Consider the following 19,659-nt stretch of genomic DNA (forward strand, 5'->3'; position numbering starts at 1 on the left):
ATGAAACCGATGAAAACAATGCGCCTGGCGGCGCTTTCGCTGGCCTTGCTGGGGGGCGCCGAGGCCGCGTTGGCATCCGAGGTGACGATTACGGCGGAGTATCGGCCTTCTACTACGAATACGCGGTTTAAGAATACGACACCTATTAGTGGATTTTGTAATGCTTGGCCGCACAGGCCTGAGTGTTCGGCCGATAATTATTCGGTAGGGCTGGGTATTGATTATGTTAAGAAAAATTTCAGGCTTGCGCCTGATATGTTAGATCAATTCTATGTTTCTCTGCCTGGGGCAGTAGACTTTCAAGTTAGAAATACTGCTTCCAGTGAAACGCATGCGTTGAATTTCTCAGTAACTAATTTTAGTGCCCGTGTCGATGGAGGTACTGCTGAGCTTCCTTCGCCAGTCTACACTCCCTATATATCTGGGGGGTGTACTTATATTGTTGTGAACGGTAATGCTGCTTGGGGGCGCTTGCTTTGGCGTGTAAATAATCCTGAGAATCCGACGCCATGCCACTCAACATCTGATTGGGGGCCTGCGGGAGGGGAAGTAAACTCGCCGGTTACTGAGTTTTCTATCGGCTATACGCTGACGACACCCAACCCCCTTGCCATGGGTGCCGGTATCTATGAGGGGCAAATTCAATTCAGTGTTGGCAGCAACGGGCAGCCAGGGGATATTGGCCTGGGTAATGGCGTCTCGGGCAACCCGCCTTCTACCGTGACACTTAACTTTGTACTCGATGTACAACACGCCTTCGAACTGCAGTTCCCGGCCAACTCCGACAAGGTGATCCTCGAGCCGCCAGGTGGCTGGATGCGCTGGCTGAATGGCGGGCCTGCGCCCGAGAAGTTGGTGCGCGACCTGCCGTTCCGGATTACCAAAACCGGGCCGATGTCTGTTTTTATGGAATGTGAGTACCCAGTCGGCCTCTTATGTGGTGTTCGAAACCCCCGCAATAATCACATTGCTGCGTTGGATATAAAAATGTCGCTGCCCGGGGGGCTTCAGCTCCATAACGGCCAGGCGGTAGAGCGCCACCCGATCCCGACCGGGCGCACGATGCCGCTGCGTGTCGAGACGGTGACGCCGGTGTTCAACCAGCCCGGGGCGCTACATTTTGCGACGGCCCCTGGTGAAGCGGCAGCGATGGTGCAACACCCGGGAGACACGTACCGTGGGAATGTCACGGTGGTGTTCGATGCCTTGCTCTAGCACCTGGGGTGCGAGGTGAGGCGGCTCAAGAGGAGCGTAATGGCAATGATCAAACGTCAGTTGTGGGCAGCGCTGCTGCTTGGCCAGGCCTGTGTGGCGCAGGCCATGCCCGAGCTTTACGTCGGCACGTTGTATGACTACCTGGGCGCAGAGCGCAGCACGATGCAAAAGCGCTTGAACAACATCGGCAGCTCAACGGCCTTTGTCAGCGTGTCGGTGGCCGAGATGCATTTCGACCACGACGATAAGGTCAAGGAAACCCCGCTGGATGGCCAGGACAGCGGGCAACGGGCGCTGGTGGCAACGCCTTCGCGGTTGATCATTCCGGCCCAGGGCATGCAGAACGTACGCCTGCTGTTTCGCGGTGACCGGACGGTGGAGCGCTACTTTCGCCTGCGCTTCAAGCCGGTGTTGCCCAAAGGCGAGGATGAGTTTGCCCTGAGCAAGGAAGAAGCCGCCCAGTACCAGAAAACCCTTGCGGCGGACGTCAGTGTGCTCAAGGGCTTTGGCACGGTACTGCTGGTGGCACCGCGTAACGTCCGCTATGCCACGGTGCTGGATGACCAGCCGCGTATGTTCCGGGTGCGTAACAACGGTACGGCGTCGGTGGTGTTGGAGTCGTTCAAGGACTGTGACAGCAAGGGCGAGCAGTGTACTGCCCCGTATACCTACCATGTGCGGCCCGGGAAGGTGCGTGAGTTCACCAAGCAGGCCGGGCGCACGTACCAGTTCGAACTGCGCGAAGGCGAGGCCCTTAAACCCTACGCGCTTAAAGGCTGAGTGTGTGTTGTTGGCAGGCTATGCGGCGGCCTTGGGCAGGTAAGCCCAGGTGCGTTGGCATTGTCGGGCCTGTATCTGAGAATTTTTTAGCGAGCCTAATATGAAAAAGTACTTGGCTATCCCGTTAGCATTGCTCGTCGCGGGCAGTGCAATGGCAGTGGATATTCGGAAACAGGTTGAGGTCATTGTTCAGGTTCCGTCGCAGGAGTTTTATGTCCAGGCCGAAGGCGGTTGGGACCAGCGCAGCCAGGCGCTGAGCTATAACGTGATGCAGCAGCGCCTGCGGCCGTTGACCAAGCGCTATATCGCCAAGAGCGTTTCGGGGGGCATCCAGGCCAGGCTGGTCCAGCAGCCGGTGATTACCAGTGGTTCGGATTCAATCCCACTCACTGTGAAGGTGAACGGCAGAGAGCTGAACCTGATCGCTCAAGAGGTGCTTTCGGCCGCCGACAGCAGCGTGCAGGCGTACATGCCGGTGCAGATCTCTGCCGCTGACGGGCCCTATGCGCCCGGGCATTATCAGGGGTTTGTCAATCTGATCTTTGAAACACCCTTGTGAGTGATGTGGCGCCGGGCGCTGAGCTTGGGATGTGTGGTTTGGCAGTGTCTTTGGTAGTGCCCTTGGTAGGAATAGTCCTACACCTCTAGCGGAATAGCCCGGTATGTCCGCGGCTGTTTGTTTGGAAGAATCTGCCTCGCCGGTTAGGGATCATTGCATGCCGGTTAGTTGGTTGTTTCCAAATACCATTAACAAGGGTTTATGCCATGAAAAAACTACTGATCATTGCCGCTGCACTGTTATTGCAACCCTGGGCTGCCCAGGCGATGCCACGCCTGAACATCGGCGCCCTGAACGATTATCTCGATGCCTCCAAGACCACTCAGGTCAAGCGCATCTACAATGGCGGCACCTCCACGGCGTTCGTCAAGGTCAGCGTCTGGGAGCTGGTGCGTGGGCCGGACGGCAAGTTCCGTGAAGTGTCCCTCGATGGCCAGGACAGTGCCAGCCGCTCACTGGTGGTAAGCCCCGCTCGGTTGATTATCCCTGCCTCTGGCATGCAGTCGGTGCGTTTGCTGTACCGGGGTGAGCGCGACCGCGAGCGTTACTACCGCCTGCGCTTCAACCCCGTGGTGCCTGAGGTTGGTGATGGCTTTGAGGTGAATGCCGACGGTGCCAAGGACTACAAGGACAGCCTGGAAGCCGGTGTGCAGGTCATGGCGGGTTTCGGTTCGCTGTTCTACGTACGCCCAACGAACACCCAGTTCAAGGTCGATATAGATGAGCGCCAGGGCAAGCTGGTGGTGCGTAACAATGGTAACGCAACCGTGGAACTGGACCGTTTCCGTGCCTGTGAAAGCAAGGGCAAGAACTGCGCCTCTGCCGTTGTACACCGTTTGCTGCCAGGGGCTGTGCTTGAGTTCGATAAAACCGGCGGGCGCAGCTATGCCTTCGACCTGATCGAAGGCGAGAAAAAGACCGAAATCGAACGCTAGGTAACCCTTGGGCAGGGTGGCGGGGGCGTTGCCGTGGATTTGACGCCACCCCGGCAGCCGGGTATAAACCGCGTTTAGTCGCGTTCAGGCCTTTTCCCATGAGCTTCAGCCCACTCATCCGACAGTTGATCGACGCCTTGCGTACCTTGCCGGGTGTCGGCCAGAAAACGGCGCAGCGTATGGCGCTGCACTTGCTGGAGCGTGACCGCAGTGGCGGTGCGCGCTTGGCGCTGGCACTAAGCCAGGCCATGGATGGGGTTGGGCATTGCCGCCAATGCCGAACCCTGACCGAGCAAGAGCTCTGCCCTCAATGTGCCGACCCGCGTCGTGACGACAGCCTGCTGTGTGTGGTTGAAGGGCCGATGGACGTGTATGCGGTGGAGCAGACCGGTTATCGGGGGCGTTACTTTGTGCTCAAGGGGCACTTGTCGCCGCTCGACGGTTTGGGCCCTGAGGCTATCGGCATCCCGCAGTTGATGGCCCGCATTGCCGAGCAGAGCAGCGTGCGTGAAGTGATCCTGGCCACCAACCCGACGGTGGAAGGGGAGGCGACTGCGCATTACATCGCCCAGTTGCTGGCTGACAAAGGCGTCGTCGCATCGCGCATTGCCCATGGCGTGCCGCTGGGTGGAGAGCTGGAACTGGTCGACGGCGGTACCTTGGCGCATTCGTTCGCCGGGCGTAAACCAATCTCGCTTTAGTTGCTGCACGAAAAGCATCGCACTCACAGACACCGCGCCGAGGCCATCGCAGGCAAGCCAGCTCCAACAGGGCCCGCGCAACCTGTAGGAGCCGGGCTTGCCCGCGATACGGACGCCGCGCACTCACTGGTACCTCACCGACGCCATCGCAGGCAAGCCTGCTCCAACAGAGCCCGCGCCAGCTGTGGGATTGGGTCTTGCCCGCGATACAGACGCCGCGAACTCGCTGGCACCCCACCGAGGCCATCGCAGGTAAGCCAGCTCCAACACGGCTCGCGCTGTAGGAGCGGGTCTTGCCCGCGATGCAAACGCCGCGAACTCGCGGACACCGCGCCGACGCCATCGCAGGCAAGCCAGCTCCAACAAAGCCCGCGCAACCTGTAGGAGCGGGTCTTGCCCGCGATGCAAACGCCGCGAACTCGCGGACACCGCGCCGACGCCATCGCAGGCAAGCCAGCTCCAACGGAGCCCGCGCAACCTGTAGGAGCGGGTCTTGCCCGCGATGCATACGCCGCGAACTCGCGGACACCCCACCGACGCCATCGCAGGCAAGCCAGCTCCAACAGGCCCCGCGCCAGCTGTAGGAGCCGGGCTTGCCCGCGATGCAAACGCCGCGCACTCGCTGGCACCCCACCGACGCCATCGCAGGCAAGCCAGCTCCAACAGAGCCCGCGCCAGCCTGTAGGAGCCGGGCTTGCCCGCGATGCAGGCACCACGCACTCACTGGCACCCCGCCGAGGCCATCGCAGGCAAGCCAGCTCCAACAGGCCCCGCGCCAGCTGTAGGAGCCGGGCTTGCCCGCGATACAGACGCCGCGTACTCGCGGACACCCCGCCGAGGCCATCGCAGGCAAGCCAGTTCCAACAGGCCCCGCGCCAGCTGTAGGAGCGGGCCTTGCCCGCGATACAGGCGCCGCGCACTCACTGACACCCAACCGAGGCCATCGCAGGCAAGCCAGCTCCAACAGGGCCTGCGCCAGCTGTAGGAGCCGGGCTTGCCCGCGATGCAAACGCCGCGAACTCGCTGGCACCCCACCGAAGCCATCGCAGGCAAGCCAGCTCCAACAGAGCCCGCGCTAGCCTGTAGGAGCCGGGCTTGCCCGCGATGCAAGCGCCGCGTACTCGCTGAGACCCCACCGACGCCATCGCAGGCAAGCCAGCTCCAACAGAGCCCGCGCTAGCCTGTAGGAGCCGGGCTTGCCCGCGATGCAAACGCCGCGCACTCGCTGGCACCCCACCGACGCCATCGCAGGCAAGCCAGCTCCAACAGAGCCCGCGCTAGCCTGTAGGAGCCGGGCTTGCCCGCGATGCAAACGCCGCGCACTCGCTGGCACCCCACCGACGCCATCGCAGGCAAGCCAGCTCCAACAGAGCCCGCGCCAGCCTGTAGGAGCCGGGCTTGCCCGCGATGCAGGCACCACGCACTCACTGGCACCCCGCCGAGGCCATCGCAGGCAAGCCAGCTCCAACAGAGCCCGCGCTAGCCTGTAGGAGCCGGGCTTGCCCGCGATGCAAACGCCGCGAACTCGCTGGCACCCCACCGAAGCCATCGCAGGCAAGCCAGCTCCAACAGATCCCACGCCAGCCTGTAGGAGCCGGGCTTGCCCGCGATACAGACGCCGCGCACTCACTGACACCGCGCCGAGGCCATCGCAGGCAAGCCAGCTCCAACAGAAAGTGCAACCTGTAGGAGCCGGGCTTGCCCGCGATGCAAACGCCGCGCACTCGCTGGCACCCCACCGAAGCCATCGCAGGCAAGCCAGCTCCAACAGGCCTGCGCAACCTGTAGGAGCGGGTCTTGCCCGCGATGCATACGCCGCGAACTCGCGGACACCCCACCGAAGCCATCGCAGGCAAGCCAGCTCCAACAGGCCCCGCGCCAGCTGTGGGAGCCGGGCTTGCCCGCGATACAGACGCCGCGAACTCGCGGATACCCCACCGACGCCATCGCAGGCAAGCCAGCTCCAACAGGCCCCGCGCCAGCTGTAGGAGCCGGGCTTGCCCGCGATACAGACGCCGCGTACTCGCGGACACCCCGCCGAGGCCATCGCAGGCAAGCCAGCTCCAACAGGCCCCGCGCCAGCTGTAGGAGCCGGGCTTGCCCGCGATACAGGCGCCGCGCACTCACTGGCACCGCGCCGACGTTATCGCAGGCAAGCCAGCTCCAACAGAAAGTGCAACCTGTAGGAGCCGGGCTTGCCCGCGATACAGACGCCGCGCACTCACTGGCGCCGCGCCGAGGCCATCGCAGGCAAGCCAGCTCCAACAGAAAGTGCAACCTGTAGGAGCCGGGCTTGCCCGCGATGCAGACGCCGCGTACTCGCGGATACTCCACCGACGCCATCGCAGGCAAGCCAGCTCCAACAGGCCCCGCGCCAGCTGTGGGAGCCGGGCTTGCCCGCGATGCAAACGCCGCGAACTCACTGGCACCCCACCGAGGCCATCGCAGGCAAGCCAGCTCCAACAGGCCCCGCGCCAGCTGTAGGAGCGGGTCTTGCCCGCGATACGGACGCCGCGCACTCGCGGACACCCCACCGACGTCATCGCAGGCAAGCCAGCTCCAACAGGCCCCGCGCCAGCTGTAGGAGCGGGCCTTGCCCGCGATACAGGCGCCGCGCACTCACTGACACCCAACCGAGGCCATCGCAGGCAAGCCTGCTCCAACAGAGCCCCGCGCCAGCTGTAGGAGCGGGTCTTGCCCGCGATGCAGATACCGCGCACTCACTGGCACCCCACCGACGCTATCGCAGGCAAGCCAGCTCCAACAGAGCTCGCGCAACCTGTAGGAGCGGGGCTTGCCCGCGATGCAGACGCCGCGCACTCACTGGCACCGCGCCGAGGCCATCGCAGGCAAGCCAGCTCCAACAGATCCCACGCCAGCCTGTAGGAGCCGGGCTTGCCCGCGATACAGACGCCGCGCACTCGCTGACACCGCACCGACGCCATCGCAGGCAAGCCAGCTCCAACAAAGCCCGCACCAGCTGTAGGAGCCGGTCTTGCCCGCGATACAGACGCCGCGCACTCACGGACACCCCACCGACGCTATCGCAGGCAAGCCAGCTCCAACAGGAACCGGGCTTGCCCGCGATGCAGTCACTAGCCATCACAGGCACTCAGTGGTTCAGAGCCAGACGGCATCCCAGTGAGGGTAGTCGCCAATTTTTTGAACCAGCCCGGCGCGCAGTGGGTTGGCGATGATATAGCGGGCAATGGCCCGAACATCTTCTTCGTGGCGTAACGCGCGGTCGTGGAAGCCTGCTTGCCATAGCCGGCCCGAACGTAGGCAGGCCTTGTTTATTGCGCAGGTGCTTCGCGATTTGAGCTGCCGCATCACACTGCTCAAGGTTGTCTGTTGCAGTTCCATCAGCCAATGGAAGTGATCGGGCATTACCACCCAGGCGAGTGATCGCGCAGTGCTTGCCTGTTGTGCATGGCGGAACTCAGCGACCAACAGTCGTGCGAGCCTCAGGTCTGTGAAGATAGGTGTTCGATGCGCTGTGACGCTGGTCAACAGATACAGCCTGCCAGGTTCGGAAAACCTGCCCCGACGAAGGCGGTGGGAGTTTGGACGGTCCATGTCTATCTCCTTTTAAGTCCTACCATACAAGCAGGCTTGCCTGCGAGGGTGCCTGGGCTACTGTTCACTCAGGGAGAAGGTGGTCAGGCAGAACGTCGGAATGCCCGCCGCCTGCAGGCGCTGTGAGCCGCCCAGTTCGGGCAGGTCAATGATCGCTGCGGCTTCAAACACCTGGGCGCCGGTGCGGCGTATCAGGTTGGCCGCGGCCAGCAGCGTGCCACCCGTGGCGATCAGGTCGTCGAAGATCAGTACCGAGTCACCTTCGCACAGGCTGTCGGCATGCACTTCCAGAAAGGCTTCGCCGTATTCGGTCTGGTAGCCTTCGGTCAGCACGTTCGCAGGCAGTTTGCCTTGCTTGCGGAACAGGATCAGCGGTTTGTTCAACTGGTGGGCAATGATCGCGCCGATCAGAAAGCCACGCGCATCCATGGCGCCGATATGGCTGAACTCAGCTTCGACGTAGCGTTCGATAAAGGCGTCGGCGACATGGCGCAGGCCTCGGGGCGATTGAAACAGCGGGGTGATGTCGCGAAACACGACGCCGGGCTTGGGGAAGTCCATTACCGGGCGGATCAAGGCCTTGAGGTTGAAAGTGTCGCTGGGCATGGTGCGGGTATCCTGAGGAACAAATGCCCATCAGTATACCCGCTTATACGCGGTGTTCAGCCTTCCAGGGCGCCGCCCGCCAGGGCACACAGCTGGATTGGGTCCACGATGCGCACTTCCTTGCCTTCGGCTTCGATCAGGCCGTTCTGCTGGAAGCGGGTAAACACCCGGGACACGGTTTCCACCGCCAGGCCCAGGTAGTTGCCGATTTCGTTGCGCGACATGCTCAGGCGGAACTGGTTGGCCGAGTAGCCGCGAGCACGGAAGCGCGCCGACAGGTTGACCAGGAAGGTGGCAATACGCTCGTCGGCGGTTTTCTTCGACAGCAGCAGCATCATTTGCTGGTCGTCACGGATTTCCCGGCTCATGACGCGCATCAACTGGCGACGCAATTGCGGCAGTTGTACCGAGAGTTCGTCCAGGCGCTCAAAGGGAATCTCACATACCGATGTGGTTTCCTGGGCCTGGGCCGATACCGGATAGGCCTCGGTGTCCATGCCGGAAAGCCCGACCAGCTCACTGGGGAGGTGGAAGCCGGTGATCTGTTCTTCGCCGCTGTCGCTCAGGCTGAAGGTCTTCAGTGCGCCTGAGCGTACGGCATAGACCGAGCCGAAGTTTTCGCCCTGTCGAAACAGAAACTCGCCTTTCTTCAACGGACGCCCGCGTTTGACGATGTCGTCCAGTGCGTCCATGTCTTCCAGGTTGAGTGACAGGGGGAGACACAGGGGCGCCAGGCTGCAATCCTTGCAATGGGCTTGGTTGTGAGCGCGTTGTTTAACTGGCTCAGACATTTCATCAGTCCTTGTGGTAAAGCACACATAAGCCATAAGGGTAACTCAGCAAATTCCCTGAAGCCAGTGCGCTATACAAGCTGTTGATCGGTGTCTGTGCCCCCTCATCGTCAAATGACCCGCGAGAAACGCTGGCGGTTGTGCAGGTCCAGGTAGGCGTCGAAGACCATGCACACCGAGCGCACCAGCAAGCGGCCCGCTGGCAGTACCGTGATGCCTTCGGCGTCGAGGCTGATCAGGCCGTCCTTGGCCATGCCTTCCAGTGCCGGCCATTGGTCCTTGAAGTAGCCGCGAAAGTCGAGGGTGAATGCTTGTTCGATGGTCTCGAACTTCAGCTCGAAATGGCAGATCAACTGCTGGATCACGGCGCGGCGCACGCGGTCATCCTGATTGCAGATCAGCCCGCGGCTGGTGGCCAGTTGTGACAGGGTCAGGCTGTTCTGGTATTCGTTCAGGTCGCTGCTGTTCTGGCAGTACAGGTCGCCGATCTGGCTGATCGCCGAAACACCCAGACCAATCAGGTCGCAGTGCCCGTGGGTGGTGTAACCCTGGAAATTGCGCTGCAAGGTCGACTCTTCCTGGGCGATGGCCAGTTCGTCGTCCGGCAGGGCGAAGTGGTCCATGCCAATGTAGCGGTAGCCGGCAGCGGTGAGCTGTTCGATGGTGTTGTGCAGCATCTCGAGTTTGGCCGCAGGGGCGGGGAGGTCGTTGGCGTCGATCCGCCGTTGCGGCATGAAACGCTCGGGCAGGTGCGCGTAGTTGAACACCGAGAGCCGGTCTGGTTGCAGTTTGATCACTTCCTCGACCGTGCGGGCAAAACCTTCCGGGGTCTGCTTGGGCAGGCCGTAGATCAGGTCGAGGTTGACTGAACGGAACTGCAGGGTGCGCGCTGCCTCCATGATCGCACGGGTTTGCTCCAGGCTTTGCAGGCGGTTGATGGCCCGCTGTACTTGCGGGTCGAGGTCTTGTACGCCAAGGCTGACGCGGTTGAAGCCCAGTTCGCGCAGCAGGCCCATGGTCGACCAGTCGGCTTCGCGCGGGTCGATTTCGATGCCGTAGTCGCCGGAGTCGTCGTCCAGCAAGTTGAAGTGCTTGCGCAGGTGAGCCATGAGCTGGCGCAGTTCTTCGTGGCTGAGGAAGGTGGGAGTACCGCCCCCCAGGTGCAACTGCTCGACCTGTTGGTTAGGGTCGAGGTGGCAGGCAATCAGCTGGATTTCCTGCTCCAGGCGCTGCAGGTAGGGCTGGGCGCGACCACGGTCTTTGGTGATGACTTTGTTGCAGGCGCAGTAGTAGCAAATATTGGCGCAGAAGGGCACATGCACATACAGCGACAGTGGGCGCACCGCTCGACGGCTGTCACGCAGGGCGTGCAGCAGGTCGAAGGCGCCCACCTGGCTGTGCAGTTGCACGGCAGTTGGGTAGGAGGTGTAGCGTGGGCCTGCCAGATCGTAACGGCGAATCAGGTCAGAGTCCCAACGAAGTACGTCGAGCATGGAGGCAGTCCCTAGAGATGCGGCAATGTTTGAAGTCTAGGGAGCGATTCGCAACGGGGTGTTGATTTGCATCAACGCCGCTTCAGTGGCCCATCAGCCAATGCTGGTGCGGGCCGGGCAGGGTCCAGAGGCCGAAGAGGATCACCAGCAGGCCGCCCGCGATGCGCACGCCCCGTTTACGCAGTACCGCGCGGGTGCGTTCGGCAGCAAGGCCGGTGGCAAGCAGGACCGGCCAGGTGCCGAGGCCGAAGGCGAGCATCAGCAAGGCGCTGTCGAGGGCATTGCCCTGGCTGGCGGCCCACAGCAGGGTGCTGTAGACCAGGCCGCACGGCAACCAGCCCCAAAGTGCGCCGAGCAGCAGGGCGCGTGGCGCGCTGGACACCGGCAGCAGGCGGTTGGCAATCGGCTGGATATGCCGCCACAGGCCACGGCCAAGGCCTTCGATACGGGTGAGGCCGCTCCACCAGCCTGCCAGGTACAAGCCCATGGCAATCAGCAGCAGTGCCGCCACGACGCGCATGCCGGTGGCGAGCGGGCTATTGCCCAGTGCCCAGCCTGCCAGGCCGAGCAGCAGGCCGGCGGTGGCATAACTGAGGATGCGGCCCAGGTTGTAGGCCAGTAGCAGGCGCAGGCGACGGCTGCGTTGCTCCTGCGGGATCGCCAGGGTCAGGGCGCCCATCAGGCCGCCGCACATGCCCAGGCAATGGCCGCCGCCGAGCAAACCCAGAATCAGCGCCGAACTCAGCAGGGGCAGCAGGTCAGCCACGGGGTGGGGCGCCTTCGTCTTTGGCGCTGGCGGTTTTTTCAGCCGCTTGCGTGGTGTCTACGGCCGCCTGGTGTTTTGGGTCCTGGTCGTCGAACAGGATGCTGTGGGCCGGGCCTTCGAGGTCGTCATACTGGCCGCTGTCGACCGCCCAGAAAAAAATGTACACGGCGATGGCAACGATCAGCAGCGCAGCAGGAATCATGACATAGAGCGCGGGCATGGAAATCTCCTGGTCAGGCCGTCGCGGGGCGAGAGGTGGCAGGCGCGGCCTGGGCCGAATCACCGGCGACGCGGGTCAGGCGCAGTGCGTTGAGCACCACGATCAATGAGCTGATCGACATGCCGACCGCCGCCCAGACCGGTGTGATCCAGCCCAGTGCCGCGAACGGCAGCATCAGGCCATTGTACAGGCTTGCCCAGAGCAGGTTCTCGATAATAATGCGGCGGGTGCGCCGGGCCAGGGCGAAGGCATGCACCAGTGCGTCCAGCCGATTGGACAGCAACACGGCATCGGCGCTGGTCTTGGCCAGGTCGGTGGCGGAGCCCATGGCAATGCTGATGTCGGCGGCTGCTAGTACCGGCACGTCGTTGACGCCGTCGCCGAGCATCAGCACCTTGTGCCCCTCGCGTTGCAATGCCTTGAGTTTCTCCAGTTTGTCGTCCGGGCGCAGGCCGCCGATGGCCAGGTCGATGTTCAGTTCTGCCGCGACGCTGGCGACCATGGGGGAGCTGTCCCCGGAGAGCAGCAGGGTTTTCCAGCCGCGGGCCTTGCACGCCGCCACCAGGTCGCTGGCGTCATGGCGCAGACGGTCGTCCAGGCCAAACCAGGCCAGCGGGCCTTCGGTGTCGCCGAGCAGTAGCCATTGCCCGGCCTCATTGGGCATCGGCGGCACGGTACTGCCGCTGAGGGCACAAACAAAGGCGGGCTGACCGATACGCAGCCACTGCCCGTCAACCTGGCCCTCAAGGCCGAGGCCGGGTGAGGCCTGGACTTCGTCAGCGACGTGTTGGACGCGACCGAAGGCGCGGGCAATCGGGTGCTCGGAGCGGTTTTCGAGGGCAGCGGCCAGTTTCAGGCAGTGATCGGCGTCGGCGTTGCCGAGTGGGCGAATACTGCGCAGGGTCAGGCGGCCTTCGGTCAGGGTGCCGGTCTTGTCGAAGATCACCGTGTCGATCTGGTTCAGGCCTTCCAGCACATGGCCGCGGGTGAGCAGCAGGCCCAGCTTGTGCAGGGTGCCGGTGGCGGCGGTGAGTGCCGTGGGGGTGGCCAGCGACAGGGCGCACGGGCAGGTGGCAACCAGCATGGCCAGCACGATCCAGAAGGCCCGGTCGGCATCCAGTTGCCACCAGAGCAGGCCGATTGCAACCGAAGCGATCAGGGTGAACAGCAGGAACCACTGTGAGGCGCGGTCGGCGATCACCGCCAGCCGGGGCTTTTCCGACTGTGCCCGCTCCAGCAGGCGGACAATGGCAGACAGCCGGGTGTCATGGCCCAGTGCCTGTACTTCGACGGTGAGCACGCTTTCCACGTTCAGGGTGCCGGCGGTCACGGCATCGCCGGGCTGGCGCGGTTGTGGCAGGTACTCGCCGGTGAGCAGCGATTCATCGACGCTGGACTGGCCGTCAAGGATGCGCCCATCGGCGGGCAGCACGGCGCCCGGGTGGACCAGCACGCGGTCACCCACGTGCAGTTCGCTGAGCAGGATGCGTTCGCTGTTGCCCTGTGCGTCCAGGCGCAGGCAGGAAGCCGGGAGCAGGTTGACCAGTTGCGCGGTAGCCGCTGCGGTTCGTTCGCGGGCCCGTCGCTCCAGGTAGCGGCCGGCCAGCAGGAACAGGGCGAACATGCCGACCGCGTCGAAGTACAGCTCGCCACTGCCGGTGATGGCCGTCCAGATACCGGCACCGTAGGCCAGGCCAATGGCCAGTGACACCGAGACGTCCATGGTCAGGTGGCGGGTACGCAGGTCGCGGGCGGCGCCGCGGAAGAACGGCGCACAGCTGTAGAAGACAATCGGGGTGGTCAGGAACATCGCCACCCAACGCAGGATGGTGTGCAGTTCCGGGCTGAGGTCAATGTTGAACTCCGGCCAGGTGGCCATGGTTGCCATCATTGCCTGGAACCACAGCAGCCCGGCAACGCCCAGTTGGCGCAGGGCTGTACGGTTTTCGTTGGCCAGTTGCTCGGCGGCGCGGTCGGCCTGGTAGGGGTGCGCGGCGTAGCCGATCTGGCGCAGTTCGGCGAGCAGTTTTGACAGCGGGAGTTGGCTGTCGCTCCAGTGTAGTTGCAGGCGGTGGTTCGACAGGTTCAGTCGGGCCTCGGCCACGCCGGGCAGGTTGCGCAGGTGCTTTTCGATCAGCCAGCCACAGGCGGCGCAACTGATGCCCTCGATCAGCAGGGTGGTTTCGGCCTGTTCGCCGATGTGGCGCACGAATGGTTTCTGGACGTCGGGACGGTCGTACAGGGCCAGTTCATCGACCAGTTGCAGGGGCAGTGCATCAGGGTTGGCGCTGGCTTCGCTGCGGTGCTGGTAGTAGCTTTCCAGGTTTCCGGCGACGATGGCTTCGGCGACTGCCTGGCAGCCCGGGCAGCAGAACTGGCGCGGTTCACCCAGTACCACAGCGGTGAAGTGGCTGCCGCCAGGGACGGGCAGGGCGCAGTGGTAGCAGGGGGTGGGGCTGGTCATGGTGTCTATCGCAGGCAGTTCAGGACGGGCACGGCCGGCCCCCGCAGGGGCCGAGCGTGCCAGCGATGATGGCGAAACTCATTGTTCCAGGTGTTCGGCGCCCTGAAGGGCTTCATCGCCCAATACCAGGGTTTTGTCGTGGCCGACCTGTTCTTCCTCGAACAGGCGCCAGACGTGCTCGTCCTGGCTGCCCAGCAACTCCACGAAACGCCGACCTTCTACCTTGTCATTGAGCTGGCCAAGGTAGCGGCCGGGTTCGCTTTCACTGCGTACCAGTTCAATTTTGCGGTCTTTCTCGGGCTGCGTTGGCGAGATCAGGTTCAACTGCAGGCGTTGCGGCTGGCTGTCGCCCTGCAGGCGCAGGTCCACTTCGCCGGTGAGCTCGTCCAGGTGCACGCTGGCCTTGAGCTTGAGCGTCTGCGCCAGCAACTCGCGGTCGAGTGAGCGGTTGATGCCTTTGCCGGCCTCGTAGTAGTTGTCGTTGACCAGGTTGTCCGGGTTGTTTACCGCGATGCCAACCATGGTCAGGCTGAGGGTCACCGATGTGGCCAGAATGCCAATGATGATCCAAGGCCAGAGGTGCTTGTACCAGGGGCTTGCGGCAGTTGCTGAACGCATTGGCAGACTCTCTTATCGAATTTGCGGGCCGATGAATCGGCTCTTGGCTTCAACCTGGACGTTGCTGTCATCGGCGTCGCGCAGGATGAAGGTGACTTCGTTGGTGGTCGAGGGCAGTTGTTCCGGTGCCATCGACAGTTGCACGGGCAGGCTGACGATATCGCCGGCAGCGACGCTGACTTCACGCACGGCTTCAAGCTTGAGGCCTGGCAGGCCGGCGGCATCGAGCACGTACACGTGATCGCGCTGGTCCTTGTTCATGACTTTCAGGCTGTAGACGTTTTCGATCCGGCCCTGGGCGTTTTCACGGTACAGGACGCGGTCTTTGCTGACGTCGAAGCCAACCAGCGAACGCATGACGAAGGCGCTGGTCAGCAGGCCGATCATGGTCAACAGCACGATGGCGTAGCCGATCAGGCGTGGGCGCACCATGTGGGTTTTCTGCCCCGACAGGTTGTGCTCGGTGGTGTAGCTGATCAGCCCGCGAGGGTAGTTCATCTTGTCCATGATGGTGTCGCAGGCGTCGATACAGGCGGCGCAGCCGATGCACTCGATCTGCAGGCCGTCACGGATATCAATGCCGGTCGGGCACACTTGAACGCACATGGTGCAGTCGATGCAGTCACCCAGGCCTTTGGCCTTGTAGTCGATATCCTTTTTACGCGGGCCACGGGTTTCACCCCGGCGCGGGTCGTAGGAGACGATCAGGGTGTCCTTGTCGAACATGACGCTCTGGAAGCGGGCGTACGGGCACATGTAGATGCACACCTGCTCGCGCAGCCAGCCGGCGTTGCCGTAGGTGGCCAGGGTGAAGAAACCCACCCAGAAGTAGGCCCAGCCATCGGCCTGGCCGGTGAAGAACTCTACCGCCAGCTCGCGGATCGGCGAGAAGTAGCCGACGAAGGTCATCCCGGTGACAAAGCCGATCAGCAGCCACAGGCTGTGTTTGGCCAGTTTGCGCAGGAATTTGTTGCCGCTCATCGGTGCCTTGTCGAGTTTCATGCGCTGGTTGCGGTCGCCTTCGGTGACCTTTTCGCACCACATGAAGACCCAGGTCCAGACGCTTTGCGGGCAGGTGTAGCCACACCACACCCGGCCGGCGAAGACGGTGATGAAGAACAGGCCGAAGGCCGCCACGATCAACAGGCCAGAGAGCAGGATGAAATCCTGCGGCCAGATGGTCGCGCCAAAGATGTAGAACTTGCGCTCGGGCAGGTTCCACCAGACGGCCTGGTGGTTGCCCCAGTTCAGCCAGACGGTGCCGAAATAGAGCACGAACAGTACTGCGCCGCCAACCATCCGCAGGTTGCGGAACAGGCCGGTGAAAGCGCGGGTATAGATTTTGTCACGAGAGGCATAGAGGTCGACGCTGTTGTCGGCTTTCTTGGCAGGCGGTGTGACGTCGTGTACCGGAATCTGGTTGCTCATCATTGAGTCCCACGGCAGTGGAAAAGTGCCACGACCCGTACCTGCGGGCCGCAGTCAAAAGCTTGATGCTCTAGGGCGCATGATACGCCTGTACTGGCATTACGGGGGAGGGGTGCGACTTTTGGCCGCGTTGGGTAAAGCTTTGCGATAGTGTAATGGCATGTGTCAATTGACGCAGGTCACGAAGCCGGTGATCGCGCAATCCGTCACGGCCTAATGGGTGTAAAAAAGCCCCGTCAGCGCAGGCTGGCGGGGCTTCTTTCAGCCGATCGAATTACTTCGCGTCGGTCGCCTTGTCGGCTTGGTGCGACAGGCTGTAGACGTAGGCGGCCAGCAGGTGAACCTTGTCGTTACCCTGCAGGTCCTGCTGGGCAGGCATCTGGCCCTGACGGCCATAACGGATGGTCTGCTGCAGTTGAGCAAAGCTCGAACCGTAGATGAACGCCTGTGGGTGAGTCAGGTTCGGTGCGCCCATGGCCGGGGTACCTTTACCTTCAGGCCCGTGGCACGCCACGCAGTTGGCAGCGAAGAGCTTCTGACCGTTGGCCGGATCGGCTTTCGCGCCTTCTGGCAGGGTGCGGCCATCGAGGTTGGTCAGGACAAAGGCCGCCACGTCGGCTACGCCTTGCTCGCCAATCACTTCAGCCCAGGCCGGCATCACACCATGACGACCGGCCATGATGGTGGTCTTGATGGTTTCCGGCTCGCCGCCCCAGCGCCAGTCGTTGTCGGTCAGGTTCGGGAAACCGTAGGAGCCCTTGGCGTCGGAACCGTGGCACACCGAGCAGTTGGAGGCGAACAGGCGGCCACCCATTTTCAGTGCTTGCGGATCCTTGGCGACTTCCTCAATCGGCATGGCAGCAAATTTGGCGAAGATCGGCCCAAACTTGGCATCCGAACGCGCCATTTCCTTTTCCCACTCGTGAACGCCGGTCCAGCCAGGCTGGCCGTTGGCGAACTCGGTTTTCTTGTCGTTATCCAGGTACTGATAACCTGGCAACATACCTTTCCAGTTGCCCAGGCCGGGGTACAGCACCAGGTAGCCCAGGGCAAAGATGATGGTGCCGACGAACAGCATGAACCACCATTTCGGCAGTGGGTTGTCGTACTCCTCGATACCATCGAAGGAGTGGCCCACGGTTTCATCGGTGGCTTCGCTGCGCTGGCCCTTGCGGGTGGACAGCAGCAGCCAGGTCAGGGCGAAGATGGTGCCCAGACTCAAAACGGTGACGTACAGACTCCAGAAGGTAGTCATTCGTTGTTACTCCTAGAAGCTCTCGCTTGCGCTTGCTCGACGTGCTTGATGGCCTCGGGATCATCCGCGAAAGGCAGCAAGGTCGCTTCGTCGAACTCAGACTTGCGTCGAGAACTGAATACCCACAACGCCAGGCCAATGAAGGCCACCATCACCACGACGGTGCCCAGGCCACGAATCATCCCGATATCCATCAAGGTCACCGTTTGCTTTTGATGATGGTGCCCAGCCCTTGCAGGTAGGCAACCAGGGCGTCCATTTCAGTCTTGCCCTTGACCGCGTCGCGGGCACCGGCGATGTCTTCGTCGGTGTACGGCACGCCCAGGGTGCGCAGGACTTCCATCTTCTTGGCGGTTTCCTTGCCGTCGAGCTTGTTCTCTACCAGCCATGGGTAGGAAGGCATCTTCGACTCAGGCACGACGTTGCGCGGGTTGTACAGGTGCGCACGGTGCCAGTCGTCGGAGTAGCGACCGCCGACACGGGCCAGGTCCGGGCCGGTACGCTTGGAGCCCCACAGGAACGGGTGGTCCCAGACGCTTTCACCGGCAACCGAGTAGTGGCCGTAGCGCTCGGTTTCAGCACGGAACGGGCGGATCATCTGCGAGTGGCAGCCGACGCAGCCGTTGGCGATGTATACATCACGGCCTTCCAGTTCCAGTGCGGTGCGCGGCTTCATGCCTTCGACCGGCTTGTTGGTGACGTCCTGGAAGAACAGCGGGACGATCTGGGTCAGGCCGCCGATACTGACGGCGATGACCATGAAGAAGGCCAGCAGGCCGATATTCTTCTCGACTACTTCGTGCTTCATCAGTGAGCTCCAACTACGATCTGAGCGGCGGCTTCAGCTTCTGCCGGCTTCGAGGCGCGTACGGTACGGTAGACGTTGTACGCCATCAGCAGCATGCCGGAGGCGAAGAACGCACCGCCCAGTGCACGGACGATGAAGCCTGGGTGGCTGGCTTGCAGCGCTTCGACGAAGGAGTAGGTGAGGGTGCCGTCATCGTTGATTGCACGCCACATCAGGCCCTGGGTGATACCGTTGACCCACATCGAGGCGATGTACAGCACGGTACCGATAGTGGCCAGCCAGAAGTGGGCGTTGATCAGGCCGATGCTGTGCATCTGCTCGCGACCGTAGACCTTCGGAATCAGGTGGTACAGGGCGCCGATGGAGATCATCGCTACCCAGCCCAGAGCGCCGGCGTGTACGTGGCCGATGGTCCAGTCGGTGTAGTGCGACAGCGAGTTGACGGTCTTGATGGCCATCATCGGGCCTTCGAAGGTCGACATGCCGTAGAACGCCAGCGATACCACCAGGAAGCGCAGGATCGGGTCGGTGCGCAGCTTATGCCAGGCGCCCGACAGGGTCATCATGCCGTTGATCATGCCGCCCCAGCTTGGTGCCAGCAGGATGATCGACATCGCCATGCCCAGCGACTGGGCCCAGTCTGGCAGGGCGGTGTAGTGCAGGTGGTGCGGGCCGGCCCAGATGTACAGGGTGATCAGTGCCCAGAAGTGCACGATCGACAGGCGATAGGAGTAGATCGGACGCTCGGCCTGCTTGGGTACGAAGTAGTACATCATGCCCAGGAAGCCGGTGGTCAGGAAGAAGCCCACGGCGTTGTGGCCGTACCACCACTGGATCATTGCATCGGTGGCGCCGGAGTAAGCCGAGTAGGACTTGAACAGGCTGACCGGCAACGACATGTGGTTGACGATGTGCAGCATCGCGGTAACCACGATGAAGGCGCCGTAGAACCAGTTACCGACATAGATGTGCTTGGTCTTGCGCTTGACGATGGTGCCAAAGAACACAATACCGTAGGTCACCCAGACAATGGCCAGCAGAATGGCGATCGGCCACTCCAGCTCTGCGTATTCCTTGGTCGTGGTGTAGCCCATCGGCAAGGTGATGAGTGCACCGACGATCACGGCTTGCCAACCCCAGAAGGTGAAGGCCGCAAGGCTGTCAGAGATCAGTCGCGTCTGGCAGGTACGCTGCACGACGTAATAGGAGGTGGCAAACAGCGCACATCCACCAAAGGCGAAAATCACCAGGTTGGTGTGCAGCGGGCGAAGGCGTCCAAAGGTCGTCCAGGGCAGGTCCAGGTTCAGCTGGGGCCATACCAATTGCGAGGCAATGAAGACACCAAGCCCCATGCCAAGGATCCCCCAGACCACCGTCATGATGGCGAACTGGCGGACTACCTTATAGTTATAAGCAGTCGGACTGATTGCTGTGCTCATTCTAA

At 62.4% G+C, this 19,659-nt stretch carries 18 protein-coding genes; 5 read left to right on the forward strand and 13 right to left on the reverse strand.

Annotated features, from left to right (window positions below; genetic code table 11):
- The 5 genes from CS390_RS24920 (at position 1) to recR (ending at position 4,190) form a co-directional block, all read left to right on the forward strand.
- Positions 1-1,215, forward strand: coding sequence for a hypothetical protein (locus CS390_RS24920; protein WP_145991823.1), 1,215 nt, complete (start codon positions 1-3; stop codon positions 1,213-1,215).
- A gap of 39 nt (positions 1,216-1,254) precedes the next feature.
- Positions 1,255-1,995: a molecular chaperone gene (locus tag CS390_RS07915; RefSeq protein WP_256587581.1), complete on the forward strand. Its 741-nt coding sequence runs from the start codon at positions 1,255-1,257 to the stop codon at positions 1,993-1,995.
- Between the two features lie 100 nt (positions 1,996-2,095).
- The gene (locus CS390_RS07920; protein ID WP_099773973.1) at positions 2,096-2,554 is read left to right on the forward strand and encodes a CS1 type fimbrial major subunit; all 459 of its coding nucleotides are present in this window, start codon (positions 2,096-2,098) and stop codon (positions 2,552-2,554) included.
- A gap of 206 nt (positions 2,555-2,760) precedes the next feature.
- Positions 2,761-3,489, forward strand: a complete 729-nt coding sequence (locus CS390_RS07925; protein WP_065760961.1) for a pilus assembly protein — start codon at positions 2,761-2,763, stop codon at positions 3,487-3,489.
- A gap of 98 nt (positions 3,490-3,587) precedes the next feature.
- A complete protein-coding gene (gene recR, locus CS390_RS07930) occupies positions 3,588-4,190 on the forward strand; it encodes a recombination mediator RecR (RefSeq protein WP_065760962.1) in 603 nt (200 codons plus the stop codon).
- Between the two features lie 3,120 nt (positions 4,191-7,310).
- Here recR and CS390_RS07935 read toward each other — a convergent pair.
- From CS390_RS07935 to ccoN, 13 genes are all read right to left on the reverse strand, one after another.
- The gene (locus CS390_RS07935) at positions 7,311-7,766 is read right to left on the reverse strand and encodes a transposase (protein WP_099773974.1); all 456 of its coding nucleotides are present in this window, start codon (positions 7,764-7,766) and stop codon (positions 7,311-7,313) included.
- 57 nt (positions 7,767-7,823) lie between these two features.
- The gene (locus CS390_RS07940) at positions 7,824-8,372 is read right to left on the reverse strand and encodes an adenine phosphoribosyltransferase (protein ID WP_099773975.1); all 549 of its coding nucleotides are present in this window, start codon (positions 8,370-8,372) and stop codon (positions 7,824-7,826) included.
- 56 nt (positions 8,373-8,428) lie between these two features.
- A complete protein-coding gene (gene fnrA / locus CS390_RS07945) occupies positions 8,429-9,163 on the reverse strand; it encodes a Crp/Fnr family transcriptional regulator FnrA (RefSeq protein WP_065761555.1) in 735 nt (244 codons plus the stop codon).
- A 110-nt stretch (positions 9,164-9,273) separates the two neighbouring features.
- Entirely contained in the window at positions 9,274-10,656 is a 1,383-nt protein-coding gene (hemN, locus tag CS390_RS07950) for an oxygen-independent coproporphyrinogen III oxidase (protein ID WP_065761556.1), read from the reverse strand.
- Positions 10,657-10,738: 82 nt separating this feature from the next.
- A complete protein-coding gene (locus CS390_RS07955) occupies positions 10,739-11,422 on the reverse strand; it encodes a sulfite exporter TauE/SafE family protein (protein ID WP_065761557.1) in 684 nt (227 codons plus the stop codon).
- A complete protein-coding gene (gene ccoS, locus CS390_RS07960) occupies positions 11,415-11,642 on the reverse strand; it encodes a cbb3-type cytochrome oxidase assembly protein CcoS (protein WP_099773976.1) in 228 nt (75 codons plus the stop codon). Before ccoS ends, CS390_RS07955 begins: the two co-directional genes overlap by 8 nt.
- Before the next feature lie 13 nt (positions 11,643-11,655).
- Positions 11,656-14,106, reverse strand: coding sequence for a heavy metal translocating P-type ATPase (locus tag CS390_RS07965; RefSeq protein WP_099773977.1), 2,451 nt, complete (start codon positions 14,104-14,106; stop codon positions 11,656-11,658).
- A 78-nt stretch (positions 14,107-14,184) separates the two neighbouring features.
- On the reverse strand, positions 14,185-14,724 hold the full coding sequence (locus CS390_RS07970; RefSeq protein WP_099773978.1) for a FixH family protein: 540 nt from the start codon (positions 14,722-14,724) through the stop codon (positions 14,185-14,187).
- A 12-nt stretch (positions 14,725-14,736) separates the two neighbouring features.
- Positions 14,737-16,152: a cytochrome c oxidase accessory protein CcoG gene (gene ccoG, locus CS390_RS07975; RefSeq protein WP_099773979.1), complete on the reverse strand. Its 1,416-nt coding sequence runs from the start codon at positions 16,150-16,152 to the stop codon at positions 14,737-14,739.
- 274 nt (positions 16,153-16,426) lie between these two features.
- Positions 16,427-17,407: a cytochrome-c oxidase, cbb3-type subunit III gene (ccoP, locus tag CS390_RS07980; protein WP_065761562.1), complete on the reverse strand. Its 981-nt coding sequence runs from the start codon at positions 17,405-17,407 to the stop codon at positions 16,427-16,429.
- Complete coding sequence (locus CS390_RS07985) at positions 17,404-17,601, reverse strand: CcoQ/FixQ family Cbb3-type cytochrome c oxidase assembly chaperone (RefSeq protein ID WP_065761563.1); 198 nt, start codon at positions 17,599-17,601, stop codon at positions 17,404-17,406. Before CS390_RS07985 ends, ccoP begins: the two co-directional genes overlap by 4 nt.
- A 5-nt stretch (positions 17,602-17,606) precedes the next feature.
- The gene (gene ccoO / locus CS390_RS07990) at positions 17,607-18,215 is read right to left on the reverse strand and encodes a cytochrome-c oxidase, cbb3-type subunit II (protein WP_065761564.1); all 609 of its coding nucleotides are present in this window, start codon (positions 18,213-18,215) and stop codon (positions 17,607-17,609) included.
- Complete coding sequence (gene ccoN / locus CS390_RS07995; protein ID WP_099773980.1) at positions 18,215-19,654, reverse strand: cytochrome-c oxidase, cbb3-type subunit I; 1,440 nt, start codon at positions 19,652-19,654, stop codon at positions 18,215-18,217. The genes ccoO and ccoN overlap by 1 nt, the downstream gene beginning before the upstream one ends.
- Between the last annotated feature and the right edge of the window lie 5 nt (positions 19,655-19,659).

The organism is Pseudomonas sp. HLS-6 (assembly GCF_002753995.1).
Classification (GTDB): domain Bacteria; phylum Pseudomonadota; class Gammaproteobacteria; order Pseudomonadales; family Pseudomonadaceae; genus Aquipseudomonas; species Aquipseudomonas defluvii.